21 protein-coding genes are annotated in these 17,068 nt (G+C 56.8%); 13 read left to right on the top strand and 8 right to left on the bottom strand.

Going from position 1 to position 17,068, the window contains the following annotated elements; all coding sequences use genetic code 11:
* The first annotated feature begins 5 nt into the window (after positions 1 to 5).
* From SIB42_RS11095 to SIB42_RS11070, 6 genes are all read left to right on the top strand, one after another.
* Entirely contained in the window at positions 6 to 1,319 is a 1,314-nt protein-coding gene (locus SIB42_RS11095) for a glutamyl-tRNA reductase (RefSeq protein ID WP_067095035.1), read from the top strand.
* 131 nt (positions 1,320 to 1,450) lie between these two features.
* Positions 1,451 to 2,746 carry a glucose-1-phosphate adenylyltransferase gene (locus SIB42_RS11090; RefSeq protein ID WP_067095030.1) on the top strand — a complete coding sequence of 432 codons (1,296 nt, stop codon included), beginning with the start codon at positions 1,451 to 1,453 and terminating at the stop codon, positions 2,744 to 2,746.
* Between the two features lie 87 nt (positions 2,747 to 2,833).
* The gene (gene gndA, locus SIB42_RS11085) at positions 2,834 to 4,252 is read left to right on the top strand and encodes an NADP-dependent phosphogluconate dehydrogenase (RefSeq protein ID WP_067095026.1); all 1,419 of its coding nucleotides are present in this window, start codon (positions 2,834 to 2,836) and stop codon (positions 4,250 to 4,252) included.
* Between the two features lie 10 nt (positions 4,253 to 4,262).
* Complete coding sequence (pgl, locus tag SIB42_RS11080) at positions 4,263 to 4,979, top strand: 6-phosphogluconolactonase (RefSeq protein WP_067095021.1); 717 nt, start codon at positions 4,263 to 4,265, stop codon at positions 4,977 to 4,979.
* Complete coding sequence (locus SIB42_RS11075) at positions 4,976 to 5,548, top strand: CIA30 family protein (RefSeq protein WP_067095018.1); 573 nt, start codon at positions 4,976 to 4,978, stop codon at positions 5,546 to 5,548. Before pgl ends, SIB42_RS11075 begins: the two co-directional genes overlap by 4 nt.
* A gap of 1 nt (position 5,549) precedes the next feature.
* On the top strand, positions 5,550 to 5,912 hold the full coding sequence (locus tag SIB42_RS11070) for a hypothetical protein (RefSeq protein WP_067095015.1): 363 nt from the start codon (positions 5,550 to 5,552) through the stop codon (positions 5,910 to 5,912).
* Here the strand turns inward: SIB42_RS11070 and ilvD are convergent, their stop codons facing one another.
* Genes ilvD through SIB42_RS11055 form a run of 3 tightly spaced genes read right to left on the bottom strand, consistent with a single transcriptional unit; the run spans position 5,913 to position 8,574 of the window.
* On the bottom strand, positions 5,913 to 7,583 hold the full coding sequence (ilvD, locus tag SIB42_RS11065) for a dihydroxy-acid dehydratase (RefSeq protein ID WP_067095012.1): 1,671 nt from the start codon (positions 7,581 to 7,583) through the stop codon (positions 5,913 to 5,915).
* A 52-nt stretch (positions 7,584 to 7,635) separates the two neighbouring features.
* A complete protein-coding gene (locus SIB42_RS11060; RefSeq protein ID WP_067095008.1) occupies positions 7,636 to 7,932 on the bottom strand; it encodes a hypothetical protein in 297 nt (98 codons plus the stop codon).
* A gap of 24 nt (positions 7,933 to 7,956) precedes the next feature.
* The gene (locus tag SIB42_RS11055; protein ID WP_067095006.1) at positions 7,957 to 8,574 is read right to left on the bottom strand and encodes a uracil phosphoribosyltransferase; all 618 of its coding nucleotides are present in this window, start codon (positions 8,572 to 8,574) and stop codon (positions 7,957 to 7,959) included.
* 87 nt (positions 8,575 to 8,661) lie between these two features.
* On the opposite strand from SIB42_RS11055, the gene SIB42_RS11050 reads away from it, so the two are divergent.
* The 3 genes from SIB42_RS11050 to SIB42_RS11040 all read left to right on the top strand — a co-directional run bounded on the left by SIB42_RS11050 (position 8,662) and on the right by SIB42_RS11040 (position 10,630).
* Positions 8,662 to 9,192 (top strand): pentapeptide repeat-containing protein, encoded by a 531-nt coding sequence (locus SIB42_RS11050; RefSeq protein WP_067095003.1) that lies wholly within the window; start codon positions 8,662 to 8,664, stop codon positions 9,190 to 9,192.
* Positions 9,192 to 10,268 carry a cobalamin biosynthesis protein CobW gene (gene cobW, locus SIB42_RS11045; protein WP_067095174.1) on the top strand — a complete coding sequence of 359 codons (1,077 nt, stop codon included), beginning with the start codon at positions 9,192 to 9,194 and terminating at the stop codon, positions 10,266 to 10,268. Before SIB42_RS11050 ends, cobW begins: the two co-directional genes overlap by 1 nt.
* 101 nt (positions 10,269 to 10,369) lie before the next feature.
* Positions 10,370 to 10,630, top strand: coding sequence for an MliC family protein (locus SIB42_RS11040; RefSeq protein ID WP_231856411.1), 261 nt, complete (start codon positions 10,370 to 10,372; stop codon positions 10,628 to 10,630).
* 11 nt (positions 10,631 to 10,641) lie between these two features.
* On the opposite strand, the gene SIB42_RS11035 is transcribed toward SIB42_RS11040, so the two are convergent.
* Entirely contained in the window at positions 10,642 to 11,118 is a 477-nt protein-coding gene (locus SIB42_RS11035) for a hypothetical protein (RefSeq protein ID WP_413327971.1), read from the bottom strand.
* Between the two features lie 201 nt (positions 11,119 to 11,319).
* The gene (locus tag SIB42_RS11030; protein WP_369818441.1) at positions 11,320 to 11,910 is read right to left on the bottom strand and encodes a methyltransferase family protein; all 591 of its coding nucleotides are present in this window, start codon (positions 11,908 to 11,910) and stop codon (positions 11,320 to 11,322) included.
* Positions 11,911 to 11,936: 26 nt separating this feature from the next.
* On the opposite strand from SIB42_RS11030, the gene SIB42_RS11025 reads away from it, so the two are divergent.
* Positions 11,937 to 12,641, top strand: coding sequence for an SDR family NAD(P)-dependent oxidoreductase (locus SIB42_RS11025; protein WP_197459888.1), 705 nt, complete (start codon positions 11,937 to 11,939; stop codon positions 12,639 to 12,641).
* Here the strand turns inward: SIB42_RS11025 and SIB42_RS11020 are convergent, their stop codons facing one another.
* Positions 12,642 to 13,025 (bottom strand): hypothetical protein, encoded by a 384-nt coding sequence (locus tag SIB42_RS11020; RefSeq protein WP_156485189.1) that lies wholly within the window; start codon positions 13,023 to 13,025, stop codon positions 12,642 to 12,644. It abuts the gene before it with no gap.
* Between the two features lie 67 nt (positions 13,026 to 13,092).
* Here SIB42_RS11020 and purS point away from each other — a divergent pair, with 67 nt between their 5' ends.
* The 3 genes from purS to SIB42_RS11005 are packed head-to-tail and all read left to right on the top strand — an operon-like array spanning position 13,093 to position 14,975.
* Complete coding sequence (gene purS / locus SIB42_RS11015) at positions 13,093 to 13,347, top strand: phosphoribosylformylglycinamidine synthase subunit PurS (protein WP_067094991.1); 255 nt, start codon at positions 13,093 to 13,095, stop codon at positions 13,345 to 13,347.
* On the top strand, positions 13,344 to 13,997 hold the full coding sequence (gene purQ, locus SIB42_RS11010) for a phosphoribosylformylglycinamidine synthase subunit PurQ (protein WP_067094988.1): 654 nt from the start codon (positions 13,344 to 13,346) through the stop codon (positions 13,995 to 13,997). The genes purS and purQ overlap by 4 nt, the downstream gene beginning before the upstream one ends.
* Positions 13,998 to 14,000: 3 nt before the next feature.
* Entirely contained in the window at positions 14,001 to 14,975 is a 975-nt protein-coding gene (locus SIB42_RS11005; RefSeq protein ID WP_067094985.1) for a S66 peptidase family protein, read from the top strand.
* A gap of 10 nt (positions 14,976 to 14,985) precedes the next feature.
* On the opposite strand, the gene SIB42_RS11000 is transcribed toward SIB42_RS11005, so the two are convergent.
* Complete coding sequence (locus SIB42_RS11000; protein WP_067094982.1) at positions 14,986 to 15,666, bottom strand: TMEM175 family protein; 681 nt, start codon at positions 15,664 to 15,666, stop codon at positions 14,986 to 14,988.
* A 217-nt stretch (positions 15,667 to 15,883) separates the two neighbouring features.
* Positions 15,884 to 16,957: a class II fructose-bisphosphate aldolase gene (fba, locus tag SIB42_RS10995; protein WP_067094979.1), complete on the bottom strand. Its 1,074-nt coding sequence runs from the start codon at positions 16,955 to 16,957 to the stop codon at positions 15,884 to 15,886.
* Positions 16,958 to 17,068: the final 111 nt, after the last annotated feature.

Below are 17,068 nucleotides of genomic sequence, written 5' to 3'. Positions count from 1 at the left end.
TCTCCATGCACATCGCCGTTGTCGGCCTCAGTCATCGAACGGCACCGGTCGAAGTGCGCGAAAAGCTCAGTATTCCTGAGCAAACCATGGAGGAATCCTTGCAGAATCTCCGGGGTCATGACCAGGTGCTTGAGGCTTCGATTCTCAGCACCTGTAATCGTCTTGAGATTTACACCCTTGTTCGCAACCCTGAATTGGGAATTTCGGCTGTCAGGGAGTTTTTGAGCGGACATTCCGGACTGGATACCGGCGATCTGAACCCCCACCTGTTCACCTTCCACCACGAGGATGCCGTTGGTCATCTGATGAGGGTTGCCGCCGGTCTTGACAGCCTGGTGCTTGGGGAGGGGCAGATTCTGTCCCAGGTCAAGAAAATGATGCGCCTGGGGCAGGAGCACAAATCGCTCGGCCCGATCCTCAATCGATTGCTCACGCAAGCTGTGAGCACAGGTAAAAGGGTTCGTAGTGAAACCAATCTTGGCACCGGTGCCGTTTCCATCAGCTCCGCGGCTGTTGAACTTGCCCAGTTGAAGCTGGGTCAGAGCCGTGGTGTGGATGATCTGGTCACCCTTGAGGATGAACAGGTGGCCGTTGTTGGGGCAGGGCGAATGAGTCGTCTTCTGCTTCAGCATCTGAAAGCGAAGGGTGCTTCAGGTGTTGTTGTTTTGAACCGCACTGTGAGCCGTGCACAGGCTCTCGTTGCCGACTTCCCGGACCTGCCCGTGCAGTGCCGCCCACTCGAGGATCTTGATCACTGCCTGAGCACCTGTTCGCTGGTCTTCACCAGTACGGCAGCGGATGATCCAATTATTGATGCCAGTCGACTTCAGCAGTTGAATCGTCGCAGTTCGCTGCGCCTGGTCGACATCGGCGTTCCCCGCAACATTGACGCTGATGTGGATGGAATCTCTGGTGTTGAGGCTTACGACGTCGATGATCTGAAGGAAGTTGTCGAACGCAATCAAGAAGCTCGACAGCAGGTGGCTCGTGAGGCTCAGGGCCTTCTTGATGAAGAAGCGAGGCTTTTCCTGGAATGGTGGGACAGCCTGGAGGCAGTTCCGACCATCAACCGACTTCGTTCTTCTCTGGAGTCGATTCGCGCAGAAGAATTGCAAAAGGCGCTGAGCCGCATGGGACCTGATTTCTCGGCCCGTGAGCGCAAGGTGGTGGAAGCTCTCAGCAAGGGCATCATCAACAAGATTTTGCACACCCCGGTGACATCACTGCGTGCACCACAGCAGCGCAGCGAACGACAAAATGCTCTGCTCGTGGTCGAGCGTTTGTTTGATCTGGTGCAGGAAGACGAGCAGGAACGCTGAGTGATTTCCGACTCGCAAGTTCCCTGTCTAAAACTGATTCCCAGCATTCTCGTCGGATCTGGCCCATGCATCGGTTTGGAGAACCAAAAGTCCGGTAGGTTTGCCCGGCAAAGCCGATCTGCGGGGGCGGCATGAAGCGTGTTCTGGCTATCATTCTGGGGGGAGGAGCGGGAACGCGTCTATATCCCCTCACCAAGATGCGGGCCAAGCCCGCGGTTCCTCTCGCGGGTAAGTACCGACTGATCGATATTCCGATCAGCAACTGCATCAACTCCGACATCAACAAGATGTACGTGATGACGCAGTTCAACAGTGCGTCGCTGAACCGTCACCTAAGCCAGACGTTCAACCTCAGCAATTCCTTTGGAGGAGGCTTCGTCGAGGTTCTTGCTGCTCAGCAGACTCCAGACAGCCCTTCCTGGTTCGAAGGCACTGCTGATGCTGTTCGCAAATATCAGTGGCTATTCCAGGAATGGGATGTCGATGAATATCTGATCCTGTCCGGTGATCAGCTGTATCGCATGGACTACAGCCGTTTTATCGAGCATCACCGCCGCACCGGAGCCGATCTGACGGTGGCGGCTCTCCCCGTTGATGCCAAACAGGCTGAATCCTTCGGTCTGATGAGAACAGATGATGACGGCAACATTCAGGAATTCCGTGAGAAGCCCAAGGGTGACTCCCTGCTTGAAATGGCCGTCGACACCGCTCGCTTCGGGTTGAGTCCTGACTCTGCGAAGGAACGCCCTTATCTGGCTTCGATGGGCATTTATGTGTTCAGCCGTAAGACACTGTTCGATCTCCTTGATGGCAACACCAACCACAAGGATTTTGGCAAGGAAGTCATCCCTGAGTCACTTGCTCAAGGGGACAAACTCCAGAGCTACGTCTTTGATGACTACTGGGAAGATATCGGCACGATCGGTGCGTTCTATGAGGCCAACCTCGCACTGACACAACAACCACAACCACCTTTTAGCTTCTACGACGAGAAATTCCCGATCTACACAAGGCCGCGTTATCTGCCTCCAAGCAAGCTTGTTGATGCTCAGATCACCAATTCAATTGTCGGCGAAGGGTCGATTTTGAAGTCCTGCAGTGTTCATCACTGCGTTCTGGGCGTCCGTAGCAGGCTTGAGTCGGATGTGGTGATTCAAGACACCCTCGTGATGGGTGCTGATTTCTTCGAGTCGAGCGAAGAGCGAGGTGTGCTTAAAGAGCGCGGTGGCATCCCTCTCGGAGTGGGTCAGGGCACCACGGTCAAGAGAGCCATTCTCGACAAAAATGCTCGTATTGGTTCCAATGTCAGCATCGTGAATAAGGACCATGTTGAAGAAGCTGATCGCCCGGAGCTCGGCTTCTACATCCGAAATGGAATCGTGGTCGTTGTCAAAAATGCTTCGATTCCTGATGGAAGTGTGATCTGATCATTCATTCCTGACAGAGATTGACCACGTTGCAGCCGACTTCGGTTGTCGTGGTCACACTGTTGTCAGTGAATCGTCCAAACGAGCATGTCCAAGGCCCACTTCGGTCTGATTGGCCTAGGCGTGATGGGGGAAAACCTTGTCCTCAACGCTGAGCGAAATGGTTTCTCGAGCGTCGTTTACAACCGCACTTACGCAAAGACCGAAGAGTTTCTTGCCGGTCTGGGTGCTGGTAAGAACATTCAGGGTGCCACGGACCTTCAGGATTTCGTCAACAAACTGGAGCAGCCACGACGCATCTTGATGATGGTCAAGGCTGGTGGACCTGTGGATGCTGTGATTGAACAGATTGCCCCCTATTTGGATGAGGGAGATCTGCTAATTGATGGTGGTAACTCCGAATATCACGACACCGAACGTCGCGTTGCTGAGCTGGAAAGTAAGAGTTTTGGTTTTATTGGGATGGGCGTCTCGGGTGGAGCCAAAGGTGCCCTGGAGGGGCCGAGCATGATGCCCGGGGGGACCAAGGCCTCCTACGACGCGATTGAAAGTCTGGTTTGCAAGATGGCAGCCCAGGTCGAGGATGGTCCTTGCGTCACCTACATCGGACCAGGGGGATCTGGTCACTTCGTGAAGACCGTTCATAACGGCATCGAGTACGGCATTGAGCAGATCTTGGCGGAGGGATACGACCTGATGAAACGGGTCGGTGGCATGAGCAGCCTCGAGATGGCCGATGTGTTCGCTCACTGGAACAGCACAGAAGAGCTCTCCTCTTATCTCGTCGAAATCACCGAGGTGTGTTTGCGCACGATGGATCCTGATGATGGGACTTCACTTGTTGAGAAGATCCAGGACAAGGCCGGTCAGAAAGGGACGGGTCTCTGGACAGTTGTCAGTGCTCTGCAGATGGGGGCCTCGGTACCCACGATCTATGCCGCCCTCAATGGACGGGTGATGAGCTCCATGAAAGACCAGCGCATCAAGGCTGAGCCGATTTTGAAGGGGCCGGCGCTTCAGTCCTTCGATATGGGCCCATCCGCCGATGGCATGGCTCCTCTCATGGATGCCATGGTTCTGGCCTGTATGGCGAGCTACGCCCAGGGCATGGAGCTGCTGCGGATTGCATCCGCTGAGCACAACTACAACCTGGATATGCCTTCGATCGCACAGATCTGGAAAGGTGGTTGCATCATTCGCGCCCGCTTGCTTAAGCGCATTCAAGATGCTTTCAACGCCACCCCCCAGCTGGAAAACCTGTTGATCGATCCCTGGTTTGCCGAGCAGGTGAACCGGCGTCTGCCCGGTTTGGCCAAAGTGGTTGCTGGTGCTGCTGCTGCTGGCGTGCCGGTGCCGTGTCTCAGCAGCACTCTCGACTACATCAACAGCTACCGCACAGCACGACTGCCTCAGAACCTTGTACAGGCGATGCGCGACTGCTTCGGTTCCCACACCTACGAGCGCGTAGACAAAGACGGCACCTTCCACACCGAGTGGCTCAACTAAGGACCGCGCGATGAGCTCCTATCGCATCGAGCAGGTTGGTACAGCCCAAGGTCTTGCTCGACGAGCCGCCGAGCACATCGGATCGGCGATCGACCTGGCGCTTGATCAGCGGGATCGGGCGCAGATTGCCTTGTCTGGTGGCAGCACCCCTGCTTTGGCCTATGCATTGCTAGGTCAGGAACATCTGCCCTGGGACAGGGTTGATGTGTTTCTGGGCGACGAACGTTGGGTTGCCGCTGAAGATGAATCAAGCAACGCACGCATGTTGCGTAACACCCTGCTCAAGCAGGGTCAGCCTGGAGCTCGCGCTTGTTTTCATCCCGTCCCGACCGTGGAACTGGCGTCTCCTGAAGCCAGCGCCGAGGCTTTTGCGCAGTTAGTGGCCAAGGTCTGTCAGGGCCAGCCACCCGTGTTCGATTTCATGCTGCTCGGGCTTGGTGATGACGGTCATACGGCGTCACTCTTCCCTGGCACTGAGGCTCCTGGAGTCCGTGATCGCTGGACCACCATTGGACGGGGCAAAGGGCTTGAGCGGATCACTCTCACGGCACCTGTGCTCAGTGCTGCACGCCAGGTAGTGTTTCTCGTGAGCGGAGATGCCAAACGCCAGGCTCTGTCAAGACTCGTCGATGCAGATGAATCCCCGGAGCGCACACCTGCCAAGCTGGTTCAATCGGGTTCTGAGATTCTCGTGCTCGCCGATCAGGCTGCTGCTGAAGGTCTTTGACAACACCTCCCCACCACCAACCACCTGAAATTCGAGTGATCGCTGCCGGTGACTCCTTTCGCGAATGGGCCAGTCTCAATGACACAATCATGGGCGGGTCCAGCAGTGCCGGCTGCAGATTCAGTGATCAGGGCCTTGTTCTCGAAGGCGAAGTGGTGAGTGAAGGGGGCGGTTTTGTGAGCTGCCGTTCGCCCGTCTATCGACCCCCCTTGGATCTCGCTTCCTACTCAGGGTTGCGTCTGAGACTGGATGGGGAAGGGCGCAGTTTCAAGTTTGCGGTGGCTTGCAGGGATGGAGTGTTTGGACTCACTGAGCTGATTCCAGGTGGATTGCGTTGGGTCACGACGATTGCCACTGAATTAACGGACACCACGGTTGTTGAACTTCCCTTTGACCGTCTTAAGCCTGTCGTCCGTGCCAAACCTGTCAGCCTTCCGGTTCGCTTTGATCCGTCGTGCGTCACTCGTCTCCAATTACTGCATTCACGATTCGGTGACGATGGTGAGCCAAATCCCGGCTATCGAGCCGGTGCAATCAAGCTCTTGATCCGCTCGATCGAAGCGTTTTGAGATGAGTGCTTGCTCTGCGCTTGAGACGTTGATCGCCTCCGCAGCAGACCTGTGCCGCAAACCTGTGCTTCATGCAGTCCTGTCTGCCAAGGATGCAACGCTCGATGACTACCGAGGACGGATCGAATGTAGAGATGGAGACGGGAATCGTCTCGAAGAGCTCGATCTCGAGCTTGAGCTGTATCGCAGTGGCGAGGATCTCAATCTCACCCTTGCCTGGGTTGATCAACCTGCAAGACCGATGCTTTGGCACGGTCAGCACCCTGTATGGATGGATGGTGAAACGGGCAAGCGTTGCTCTGCTCCAGCCGATGGAGCACCGCTTGAAGCCCTTGCTCGACGTCTCAGAGCCCTGCTGGTCTGATCAGGGTTGATCTGTGACCGCTCCCCTGCTGCTGGAGCTCACAAGACGTGCATATTTGCCAAGAATGCCGGTTCGATAGCGGGGCGGCGGACTGCTCCAGGCAGCGCGTCTGCGTTCCAGTTCGGCTTCATCCACATTGAGTTGAAGCACAAGTTGATTGGCGTCAACGGTGATGCTGTCGCCCTCTTGAACCAGTCCGATGTTGCCGCCGACCGCGGCTTCGGGGGCCACATGCCCAACCACCAGTCCGTAGGAACCACCACTGAAGCGACCGTCGGTGATCAAGGCCACTTTTTCTCCCAGCCCCTGACCAACGATGGCTGCAGTGGGTGACAGCATCTCGCGCATACCAGGTCCACCCACTGGCCCCTCATAGCGGACGACGACGACGTCTCCTGCCTTGATCTTGCGTTCAAGAATGGCCTCCAGGCAGGTCTCTTCACTTTCAAAGACCCTCGCTGGGCCCGTCAGTACGGGTGATTTGACACCGCTGATCTTGGCGACGCTTCCCTCTAGTGCAAGGTTGCCTTTGAGAATGGCCAGGTGTCCCTTCTGATAGATGGGTTTGCTGATCGGGCGGATCACATCCTGATCAGCGGGGGGGGCTGAAGGCACATCTTTGAGAAGCTGCTTCAGCGTCTTACCTTCGATCGTTCGGCAATCTCCATGCAGGAGACCGGCATTCAGCAGCAGTTTCATCACCTGGGGGATGCCGCCTGCTCTGTGGAGATCAACGGTGACGTATCGACCGCTCGGCTTCAGATCGCAGAAGACCGGAACCCGCTGGCGGATCTGTTCAAAGTCATCGATGGTCAATTCGACTCCGGCCGTTCTCGCGATGGCGAGCAGATGCAGAACCGAGTTGGTTGAGCCGCCAACGGCCATGATCACGCTGATGGCATTTTCAAAGGCCTCTCTGGTGAGCAGATCCAAAGGCCTGATATTCGCTTTCACCGCTTCAACAAGGACCTCCGCTGACCGAGCAGCGCTGTCGGCTTTTTCCGCATCTTCCGCCGCCATCGTGGAGCTGCACGGGAGACTGAGACCCATGGTCTCGATCGCTGCACTCATCGTGTTGGCAGTGAACATGCCGCCGCAGCTTCCAGCTCCAGGGCAGGCATTTTTTTCGACGGCGATGAGTTCGTCCATATTGATCTTGCCGTTCGTGAGCTGACCCACGGCCTCGAAGGCACTCACCACGGTGAGATCGCATCCACCGAGTTTTCCCGGCTTGATTGTGCCGCCGTAGACAAAGATCGCCGGGATGTTCATCCGGGCCATCGCCAACATGGCGCCGGGCATGTTCTTATCGCACCCGCCTACGGCAAGCACACCATCCATGCTCTGGCCGTTGCAGGCCGTCTCGATCGCATCGGCAATCACTTCACGGCTAACGAGGGAGTACTTCATCCCCTCGGTGCCCATGGAGATCCCATCGCTGACGGTGATCGTCCCGAACATCTGAGGCATGCCTCCGGCTAGGCGCGCTGCCGCTTCTGCACGCTTCGACAAATCGTTCAGGCCCACATTGCAAGGCGTGATCGTGCTGTAGCCGTTGGCGATCCCGATGATCGGTTTCCCGAAATCCTGGTCACCAAAGCCCACGGCTCGCAACATCGCCCTGTTAGGGGAACGCTGGATCCCCTTGGTGACGGCATCGGAGCGGAGCATGGACGATCTCGCGTTGCTGCGATTCACTTCGGTCAACCTACCGGCCGCTCTGTCACTGTCTGGAGCCGAGATCTTCAAGCTGACGGCGCACATCTGCAATCGCCGAATTCAGCTGTTCGACGCGAGCTTCAAGGTGGCTGTCGGTGTCGGGTTCTGGACGATCCCCGGCGCTGAATGCCTCACTACCGTCCTGCATGCGCGGTGCGTAGAGCATCGATCGCTGGTTGCGAAGTCGACGACGGCGGTCAGCCTCGGAGAGCAGCCACCAACCGAAGCCTGCCGCTCCGAGAACGGCACCACTGACAAGGGTGGCCAGAGTTCCTGATCCAGAGTCCTGCTGCCGCGCCATGGGCTTCCTTTGAATATGTCCAGCCTAGTGCGGCTGAGCTGTTCTGATTCCCAGTCTTTGCAGGGGATCACCGATTCCTGGAAGGATCCGGCCTTGCTCGTCGAGGTCGGCATCGATACAGGCTGTATGGATTGTGATCTCCGGGTAGGTCTCACCGATTTGCTTCAGTCCTGGGCTGGCGGTGAGTGCTGTGATCACCCTCAGCCGCGGTGCTTCGACGCCCAGTTGCTCCAGACGCCGCAGCAGTTCGATCAGTTCATCGCCTTGACGGATCTGATCCAGAAGCAGCACCACACCGGCCTGGGCTTCAATCGCTTCAGGCAGACCTCCCAGGCAAAGTTCGGCGCTGGGCAAAACCTGGCGTGCACCTTCCCAGAGCTGTAGTCCTCCCGGGAATATCGGGGCGGCCAGCAGTGGAACCGCTGTTTCAATCACCGTTCCTTCCGTGCTGGCCAGAGGAGTTTTGATCACATCTCTGCGATGAGGCAACCAGTCGCGGATCGCTTCATAGCTGAGCCAGCGTCCGAGCTCCTCCATGGCCGTTCGGAACAAAGCCGGTGGTGTCCCGTCATGCCTCAGCACGGTCAGCCAGTGGGCGATCAGGGGATGGGGTGGTACCACCACCCGGAGAGTCTTGGCCATGACGCGTGGCTGGGCAGTCGTCTGCCATATCGTGACCGCTCAAGTTACGGCAGTTGTCCCAAGAGACCTGTCGAGTGTTCACCCACAATGGTCTTGTCTGCTTTTTTTCGAACTGTTTCCCGCCGCTTCATCGCTTCGTTGTTGTGTGGCCTACTCGTCGTCATCGGTCTGGTGGTCGGTAGTGACGCTGCTGATGCGATCACGGCTCCTGAGCTGCGCGGGCAACGGGCTGTTCAAGACATCTCTGCCGATATGCATGGGCGCGATCTCAAAGAGAAGGAATTCCTCAAAGCTGACCTGCGCGAGGTGAATCTCAGCGAGACCGATTTGCGTGGTGCTGTGATCAATACCTCGCAGCTCCAGGGTGCTGATCTTCGGGGAGCGGATCTTGAGGATGTCGTGGCCTTCTCTAGTCGCTTCGACGGAGCCGATCTGCGCGATGCCAACTTCACCAACGCGATGTTGATGCAAAGTCGCTTCAACGATGCTGAAATCGAAGGAACGGATTTCACCAATGCTGTGATCGACCTTCCCCAGCTCAAGGCGTTGTGCGGCCGGGCCAAAGGTGTGAACAGCCGCAGTGGTCTTAGTACCCGTGAATCCCTGGGGTGTCGCTGATGCCTTTACGGCTTCCAGTCACCGTGATCACCGGCTTTCTCGGGGCCGGTAAAACAACGCTTCTCCGACATCTTCTGATGAACAGCGGCCAGCGCTTGGCAGTGATGGTCAATGAATTCGGCTCGGTCGGTTTGGATGGCGATCTCATCCGCAGCTGTGGCTTCTGCCCTGAAGACGAGGTTGACGGTCGGTTGGTGGAGCTCAACAACGGTTGTTTGTGCTGCACGGTTCAGGACGACTTCCTGCCGACGATGGAGACCTTGCTCCAGCGTTCGGATCAGCTCGATGGAATCGTCGTGGAGACCAGTGGCCTGGCACTGCCCAGACCGCTTCTACAGGCTCTTGAGTGGCCAGCCATCCGTAAGCGGTTACATGTGAACGGGGTGGTCACCGTTGTGGACGGGGAAGCTCTTTGTGCAGGAAGCCCCGTTGGCGATCCCGCAGCCCTTGAACGTCAGCGTCAGGAGGATCCCAATCTGGATCACCTCACTGCCATCGATGACTTGTTTAAGGATCAGCTTGAGGCGGCAGATCTCGTGCTGATCAGTCGATCGGATCGACTCGATGCCTCCCAAATGGAGTCAGTTCAACAGCAGCTTGCAGAACGGGTGAGGTCAGGAGCTGGCACCCTGGCGATCAGTCGAGGCATTGTCGATCCAGCACTTGTGCTGGGGATGGATCTCGCCCACCAGTCGATGCCCATTGAAGATGACTCCCCACACGATGGTCATGGCCATCATCATCATCACGATCACACCCATGTGGAGGCGGTCAGCGGTCAGATTCAACTGGAGGGATGCTTCGAGCGTGGACAGCTCGAACAGTTGCTCAGCAGCTTTGTGATCGACCACGATGTGATCCGGCTGAAGGGACGGCTGTGGATTCAGGGAAAAACCCTTCCTCTTCAGATCCAGATGGTGGGTCCTCGTTTGGAGAGCTGGTTTGAGTCGGCTCCGATTGAGGCCTGGAAGCCTGCTGGTTGCCAAGGTCTGGAGTTGGTGGTGATCGGTTTGCAAAATGATTCCACCCAGCGACTCGAACAGCGCTTGCAGAACACTTCTCTGCAGGGAGTTTGATGAGCTTGCGGTGATTCGCTACAGCAGCTCTTTTCGGGGGGCTCTGGAATTCGTTCATCGCCGTCAAGGCCGAAGAACCACGGCTTCAACAGGGGGCGAGTGTGAGCTACCGCTGCAGCGGTGGCGAGCAGCTTGAGGCGACCTATTACGAGCTACGCGATCGTTCTCTGGCGTTTGTTCGTCTGCGACTGCCGGATGGACGTCAGCTGACATTGCCGCAGATCGCTTCGGCATCGGGAGCTCGATTCAGTGCTGACCGCGAGCTCACCTGGTGGATCAAAGGCAACAGTGGTTTCCTTCAACAGCGCGACTCTGAGGGTGAGTGGCGCGTCACGTTGAAGGACTGTGATTCGGTGGTCTAGAGATCGGCCCTTTAATTACGGACTTCCAGCCGATCCGTGCCGCTGCGTTTGATTAGTTGAGCAAGTTCGAGCATGTCGGACCTGTTGACCAGGCCGATGCAACCCAGAGTTCCGCTGTTGGCGTTCTGAAGCCCCGCGCTGGGATCCAGGTGGATCCCCAGCACTCTGCGACCGGTGGTGAAGGTGGGCTCGATGCTGATCCACACAGGACCAAGCTCGGGGTAATGACCTTCGGTCAAGGGTTCAACGACACCCACGCTGTAATTCCCGATCGGCAGGGGCGCACGGCTACCGAGCTGGTCACGATTGGCGTTCTGACGATTGGCTCGGCCACTGACAGCGTCAAAACGACGCTGGGGTTCTCCAGGAATCTCGATTTTGAGGTTCCAGATGGGATCTCCGGTTGTTGGCAGCCGACGATCGGTGCGCTCGAGAACAAGGGTGGGAGCAGGATCGGGCTTCGGCGCTTCAGGCTCAAGCAACGCCATCAAGGATTGCCGTTTGAACGGTTTGGCTTCAGCTCTCGCTGCAGGCATCAAACTTGTCCCTGCCAGAACCATAGCCAGGGTCAGACATGAGAGCAGGCTGCTGAACAGAGGACGAGTTCTGACGATTTGCATCCCGTTGGCAGAAAAACGTGCCTGTCCTAAAGGGGATGATTATCGCTTGATGAATGAATAAACGGTTGTTCAGCTGGCCTCGAGTTGTCGCCAGTCCAGGCCAGGGAAATGGGCGACGATGGCCGTCGTCGTCCTCATGTAGTCCGCATAGGAGGGAAGCTCATGAAGCAGTGCGCGTTCCTCGCGCCGAGCTTTGCCGGTGAGAACTTTGATCAGAAGCAGAAACAGCAACAGATGCAGCATGCTTCCCAACGCGATCACCACTCCCAGAGAACAGACCAGAACCGCTCGGTAGAGAGGATGGCGGCAGCGTGCATAGACGCCTGTGGTGACCAGATCAGCTCCCGGTTTCGGATCCGGTAGCGGAGAAAGGCTAGGCCCCAGCGTCATAAATCCTTGGACGGCCAGGCCCAGGCCGATTGTCAGGGTGATCAGGCCCATGATTTGAGCTGCACCAGGCCAGGCAATCCCGAACAACCCCGGATTTGGCCATGCAGGGATCAGATGACAGCTGATCAGGGCCAGCTGTGCCATCAACCACCACTCACCACGTCGATTGTTGAACCAGCCGTCCCAGCTCAACCCCCAGCCTGTGAATGCTTGTTTCCAGCCGCTCATGGCGGGGCTGTCTCCATCACGACTGCTCCTGAGTGGGACCATGCTCCAATTCTGACCTCCCATCAATCATGAGAACCGTCGTGATCACTGGTTCCAACAGGGGAATCGGGGCTGCGGTGGCGCGCACGTTGATCAAGCAAGGGGAGCGACTCTGCCTGGCAGTGCGCGATCCCAAGGCTTTGTCGGGAACCGATCTGGACCCCGATCTATTGCCCGATCGCCTTGTGTCATGCCCCTATGACGCTCGCGTTCCAGAAGATGCTCAACGGGTTGTCGACACGGCTCTGAACCGGTTTGGATCCCTGGATACGCTCATTCACTGCGCTGGAATCCTGCGTCGGACTCCCCTGTTGTTCAATGAAGAGCAACGCGCTGAACCGGATGAACTCTGGAGCGTGAATGTGATGGGTCCCTGGTGGTTGACTCGGGCTGCCTGGCCTGCCCTCATTGATTCTGGACGGGGTCGGATTCAGGTGCTGGTTTCGATGAGCGGCAAGCGCTGCAAAGGTTCGCTTGCTGGATATACCGCGAGCAAATTCGCATTGATGGGCCTCTGCCAAACCATGCGCAACGAGGGTTGGGATCAGAACATTCGTGTGACCGCAGTCTGCCCTGGTTGGGTCAATACCCAAATGGCCGCCGGGGTGAAAACAATGCCGCCCGAGCAGATGACACAGCCTGAGGATCTGGCCAGTCTCTGCGCGCATCTGCTCACGCTTCCGGCGGCGGCGGTGCCTTTTGAATGTGCCGTTAATGCAGCGCTCGAGCATTGATCAATCCAGAGGGATCTCTCCTCGGACGCAAATGTCGTTCCAGCAGAGCGTCCGTTCCGCGACCCAACGGGCCTGGACTCCCGTCCAGTTGCTTTTGCCATTCCGCTGCATCTTCATGCGCCCGCTGCCGTCATGGTGGAAGCGCACGGTTGTGTTCTCAAACGCCAATTGCCAGCTGCTGCCCGGTTGATCGCTCTCATAGCGAAAGTCTTGCCACGCTTGATGTTGTTTACGACATTCCACTGGCACGCTGACTGCGGGTTGGGCTGGCGCAGCCAGGCCGAGGCCAGCCGCAAGCAGCACGCTGGCCTGGCTGACGGAGCGGATGAGAGGTGCCAGTGGATAGCGCACGGACTGGCCTTTGCAGCAAGGGGCTTTTTTCAACGTGCATTTCGTCGAACGAAAGCGGTCCCCTGGCCTGTCAATATTTAACAATTGCCGCTCGGAGCCCGTGCCGCGTTACCAAGCCCGCGTTCTGGTGCACCTGCGCCCATCGGTGCTCGATCCAGCCGGTGAGGCTGCCAGGGCAGCCGCGTCCCGTCTCGGAGTGGAGGGTGTGGAGCGACTGCGCATCGGCAAAGCTGTGGAATTGGAAGTCGAGGCCTCCGATGAGGCGGAAGCACGCCGAAACCTGGAGCTGCTCAGTGATCGGCTGCTTGCCAATCCTGTGATCGAGAACTGGACTCTTGAGTTGACCCAGTCATGACCATCGGCGTTGTCGTCTTTCCGGGATCGAACTGCGACCGTGATGTTCGTTGGGCGACCGAGGGCTGCTTGGGGATGCCAACGCGTTACCTCTGGCACGAGGAACGTGATCTGAGTGGTCTTGATGCAGTTGTTCTTCCCGGGGGATTCAGCTACGGGGATTACTTGCGCTGTGGTGCAATCGCCAGATTTGCTCCGGTTCTTGAATCACTGCTCAGTTTCGCTTCATCCGGTGGACGGGTCCTAGGCATCTGCAATGGTTTCCAGGTGTTGACAGAGCTGGGACTTCTACCTGGAGCGCTCACCCGCAACCGTGATCTTCATTTCATCTGTGAAGACACTGCGCTTTCTGTGGCGAGTGATCGCTCGCCATGGCTGTCTTCCCGTGGCCGGGGAAGCCAGTTTTCCCTGCCGATTGCCCATGGCGAGGGGCGCTATCAATGCAGTGATGACACGCTGAAGCAGCTTCAGGACGATGACGCCATCGCCTTGCAGTACTGCGTGAACCCCAATGGTTCCGTGTCGGATATCGCCGGCATCACCAATGCCTCGGGTTCGGTGCTCGGACTGATGCCTCATCCTGAGCGAGCCTGTGATCAGCAGACGGGAGGAACCGCAGGTCGAGCCATCCTGGAAGCGCTGCTCTCCTGACCCATGCGTCGTCGTTCTCTTCTGGCGCTGGCTCTTTCCGCCGGCTCAGGAGTTGCTGTGTCCTTGGCTGGAGGTCATGGCAAAGCCACGTCTAGGTCGCGTCAACCTCTGCCAGTGCCTCCCCTTCGCCGAGGCTCACGGCTGAGAGCCATCAATCCAGGCACGTGGATGGATCCTGAAACGGATTTCACTCCGTTGCTGCAGCGATGCGCCGCCCAAGGCTGGCATCTTGAAATTCCAGAGAGCGTCAGAGGTCAGTGGCAATGGTTCTCGGCCACCGATGATCAGCGGCGTGCCTCAATCGAAAACGCCTGGAACGACCCCACTCTCGATGGCGTGGTGTACGTGGGAGGTGGTTGGGGTGCAGCGCGTGTGCTGGAGTCTGGCCTGCGGTTTCCTGATCGCCCCTTTTGGTCTCTAGGTTTTTCTGACAGCAGTGCTCTGCTGCTCGCCCAATGGCAGGCCGGTCTGCTGGGAGCCATTCATGGCTCTGCCTGGGGAGTCGAGGAGCAGTGGCAACGCACGGTTGACCTGCTGACTGGACGACCGACGCAACCATTGCAAGGACGAGGACGTCACGGTCGTCAGGCACGGGGACGACTGGTGGTCACGAACCTCACGGTTGCCACCCATCTGATTGGGACCCGTTGGTTCCCCTCGCTCAAAGGGGCGATTCTGGTGCTCGAGGATGTTGGAGAGGCGCCCTATCGAGTGGATCGCATGCTCACCCAGTGGCGCAGCGCTGGTCTGTTCAAGGGTTTGGCCGGAGTGGCCTGTGGTCGCTTCAGCTGGAAAGAAGACGATGTTCTTCCTGGCGATTTCTCCATGCCGGAAATCCTTGACGAACGTCTCAGTGATCTCGGCGTACCTCTTGTAATGGATCTTCCTCTTGGTCATGGTCTGCCGAATTGGGCACTGCCTCTTGGACGCGAAGCATTGCTCGATGCATCATCAGGCCAACTCACACTGCAGGCCTAAAGGGTCTCGTTCAGCGTCTGTTGCGTGCCTCAATTCTTCGGGTTTTGCCTCTTATCTTTTTTCTCAATAGCAAGTCCATTGGAATCATCCCAAGAGTCAGATAGGGCACGAATTGAGGCGAAAATTCTGCGGCTAGACCAATTAACAGAAAGGCTGCAACGAAGCTTGCTCCTCGAGATTTATTGAGTCCTGAACCCTCACGACCTTTGATCAGGGCTGACTGCTCAAGCAGCTCGGGCTTCTGCCAGGCATGGATTGCGATGAGCCATCCAATGCCGCTAATCAATGCAAGAGTCCACCAGTAGAGAAGGCCGACTCCATTGCTTGCAATCATCTGCCCATCATTCAATGAACCATAGAGTGCTGTGGGCCAGGGAAGGAAAACAATTAATGCCATCCATAATGAATTCAGCCAAAAAATTGTTCCGTCAAACGTTCTCATCGAATTGAAGACCTGATTGTGCTTAAGCCACAACACGGAAAGGATTAAAAAGCTCAGCCAAAATGCAAAAATCTGAGATGAGTTATCGCTAATCAGTTGCCATATCGATTCTCCCCCTGTCGATTTGATGTCAACCAGCGGAAGCAGTTGAAGGGTGATGGCAATCGCAACAACTGCATCAGTGAAGTTGATCAGTCGGTCGAATGATCGCCGCTGAACGGGCGAGATTGAATTCTGTTCGCCATCCATTCGAGATTGATCAAAGGATTCCCATGCTAGATCTCACCTTGCTATTGGCTCACCTCTTCTTTGCTGATTCGATCAGTTTGCTTCGGGCTGATCATGATTGACGCAGTTTTGATTCGCTATTGAGCGAGACGCCGCTGAATCTTTGAAGTCTTCAAACAGCCGTAAAAAAAAGGGGCCTGATGGCCCCTGTTCGATGCAAGTTGCGTGGTCAAGTTGATCAGACAGCAACAGCAGCTTTGGGATCCAGTGCGCCTTTGGCATAGAGGCCGGCGTAGTAGGTGATGCTCTGCTGTTGAATCTTGCTGGCGTTGCCTGCGGCCCAGAACTCCTGATAGCGGTCGAGACAGACCTGCTTCATGTATTTGCGAGCTGGCTTGTTGAAATGGCGGGGATCAAAATTGGCTGGATCGGCGATCGCCGCCTCACGCACTGCCGCAGTAAAGGCAAGGCGATTGTCGGTGTCGATGTTCACTTTGCGAACACCGTTGCGAATTCCTTCCTGGATTTCCTCCACAGGAACTCCATAGGTTTCAGGAATTGAACCACCATGCTTGTTGATCATCTCCAGCCACTCCTGTGGCACGGAAGAGGAACCATGCATCACGAGGTGCGTGTTGGGGATCGCTTTGTGAATTTCAGCGATTCGGCTGATTGCCAGCACTTCACCGGTGGGTTTGCGGGTGAATTTGTAAGCACCATGGCTGGTACCGATCGCGATGGCCAGCGCGTCGCACTTGGTTTTGGCCACGAAATCAGCAGCTTCTGCTGGATCTGTCAGCAGCATGTCCTTGGACAGCTCACCTTCGAAGCCATGGCCGTCTTCAGCTTCACCTTTTCCGGTTTCTAGTGAGCCCAGGCATCCCAGCTCACCTTCGACACTCACGCCAACGGAGTGAGCGAAATCAACAACCTGCTTGGTGACAGCAACGTTGTAGTCGTAGCTGGCAGGTGTTTTGGCGTCAGCTTCGAGGGATCCATCCATCATCACGGAGGTGAATCCATTGATTGCTGCCGAGTAGCAGGTGTCAGGAGCATTGCCATGGTCCTGATGCATCACCACGGGAATGTGGGGATAGGTTTCAGTGGCAGCCAGGATCAGGTGGCGCAGAAAGATCTCACCTGCGTAGCTGCGTGCGCCACGGGAAGCCTGCAGGATGACCGGACTATCGGTCTCGTCGGCCGCTTCCATGATTGCCTGCACCTGTTCAAGGTTGTTGACGTTGAATGCAGGAATGCCGTAGCCGTTTTCGGCAGCGTGGTCGAGCAGAAGCCGAAGCGGAACGAGCGCCATAGAGAAAGTCCAAAAAAAAGCCCTATCGGACAAAAGGTCCGTAGGGCCGAGACTTTACCTGAATGGTGTTTAATTTGTCACGCACGCCTGTTTCACAAGCGCTGTCAGGCT

This window comes from Synechococcus sp. MIT S9508, from assembly GCF_047303045.1.
GTDB lineage: Bacteria > Cyanobacteriota > Cyanobacteriia > PCC-6307 > Cyanobiaceae > Synechococcus_C.
Note: the sequence above shows the minus strand (reverse complement) of the source record. Positions and strands in the feature narration are given on the sequence as shown.

Excerpts from the sequence above, each read along its gene's own strand:
- SIB42_RS11055 (WP_067095006.1), bottom strand. The coding sequence starts at position 8,574 with ATGGCCAAGACTCTCCGGGTGGTGGTACCACCCCATCCCCTGATCGCC.
- purQ (WP_067094988.1), top strand. The coding sequence starts at position 13,344 with ATGACCATCGGCGTTGTCGTCTTTCCGGGATCGAACTGCGACCGTGAT.
- SIB42_RS11005 (WP_067094985.1), top strand. The coding sequence starts at position 14,001 with ATGCGTCGTCGTTCTCTTCTGGCGCTGGCTCTTTCCGCCGGCTCAGGA.
- SIB42_RS11050 (WP_067095003.1), top strand. The coding sequence starts at position 8,662 with ATGGTCTTGTCTGCTTTTTTTCGAACTGTTTCCCGCCGCTTCATCGCT.
- fba (WP_067094979.1), bottom strand. The coding sequence starts at position 16,957 with ATGGCGCTCGTTCCGCTTCGGCTTCTGCTCGACCACGCTGCCGAAAAC.
- SIB42_RS11060 (WP_067095008.1), bottom strand. The coding sequence starts at position 7,932 with ATGGCGCGGCAGCAGGACTCTGGATCAGGAACTCTGGCCACCCTTGTC.
- SIB42_RS11030 (WP_369818441.1), bottom strand. The coding sequence starts at position 11,910 with ATGGTCCCACTCAGGAGCAGTCGTGATGGAGACAGCCCCGCCATGAGC.
- SIB42_RS11095 (WP_067095035.1), top strand. The coding sequence starts at position 6 with ATGCACATCGCCGTTGTCGGCCTCAGTCATCGAACGGCACCGGTCGAA.
- SIB42_RS11090 (WP_067095030.1), top strand. The coding sequence starts at position 1,451 with ATGAAGCGTGTTCTGGCTATCATTCTGGGGGGAGGAGCGGGAACGCGT.
- SIB42_RS11000 (WP_067094982.1), bottom strand. The coding sequence starts at position 15,666 with ATGGATGGCGAACAGAATTCAATCTCGCCCGTTCAGCGGCGATCATTC.
- gndA (WP_067095026.1), top strand. The coding sequence starts at position 2,834 with ATGTCCAAGGCCCACTTCGGTCTGATTGGCCTAGGCGTGATGGGGGAA.
- SIB42_RS11070 (WP_067095015.1), top strand. The coding sequence starts at position 5,550 with ATGAGTGCTTGCTCTGCGCTTGAGACGTTGATCGCCTCCGCAGCAGAC.
- cobW (WP_067095174.1), top strand. The coding sequence starts at position 9,192 with ATGCCTTTACGGCTTCCAGTCACCGTGATCACCGGCTTTCTCGGGGCC.
- SIB42_RS11025 (WP_197459888.1), top strand. The coding sequence starts at position 11,937 with ATGAGAACCGTCGTGATCACTGGTTCCAACAGGGGAATCGGGGCTGCG.
- ilvD (WP_067095012.1), bottom strand. The coding sequence starts at position 7,583 with ATGCTCCGCTCCGATGCCGTCACCAAGGGGATCCAGCGTTCCCCTAAC.
- pgl (WP_067095021.1), top strand. The coding sequence starts at position 4,263 with ATGAGCTCCTATCGCATCGAGCAGGTTGGTACAGCCCAAGGTCTTGCT.
- SIB42_RS11035 (WP_413327971.1), bottom strand. The coding sequence starts at position 11,118 with ATGGCGTTGCTTGAGCCTGAAGCGCCGAAGCCCGATCCTGCTCCCACC.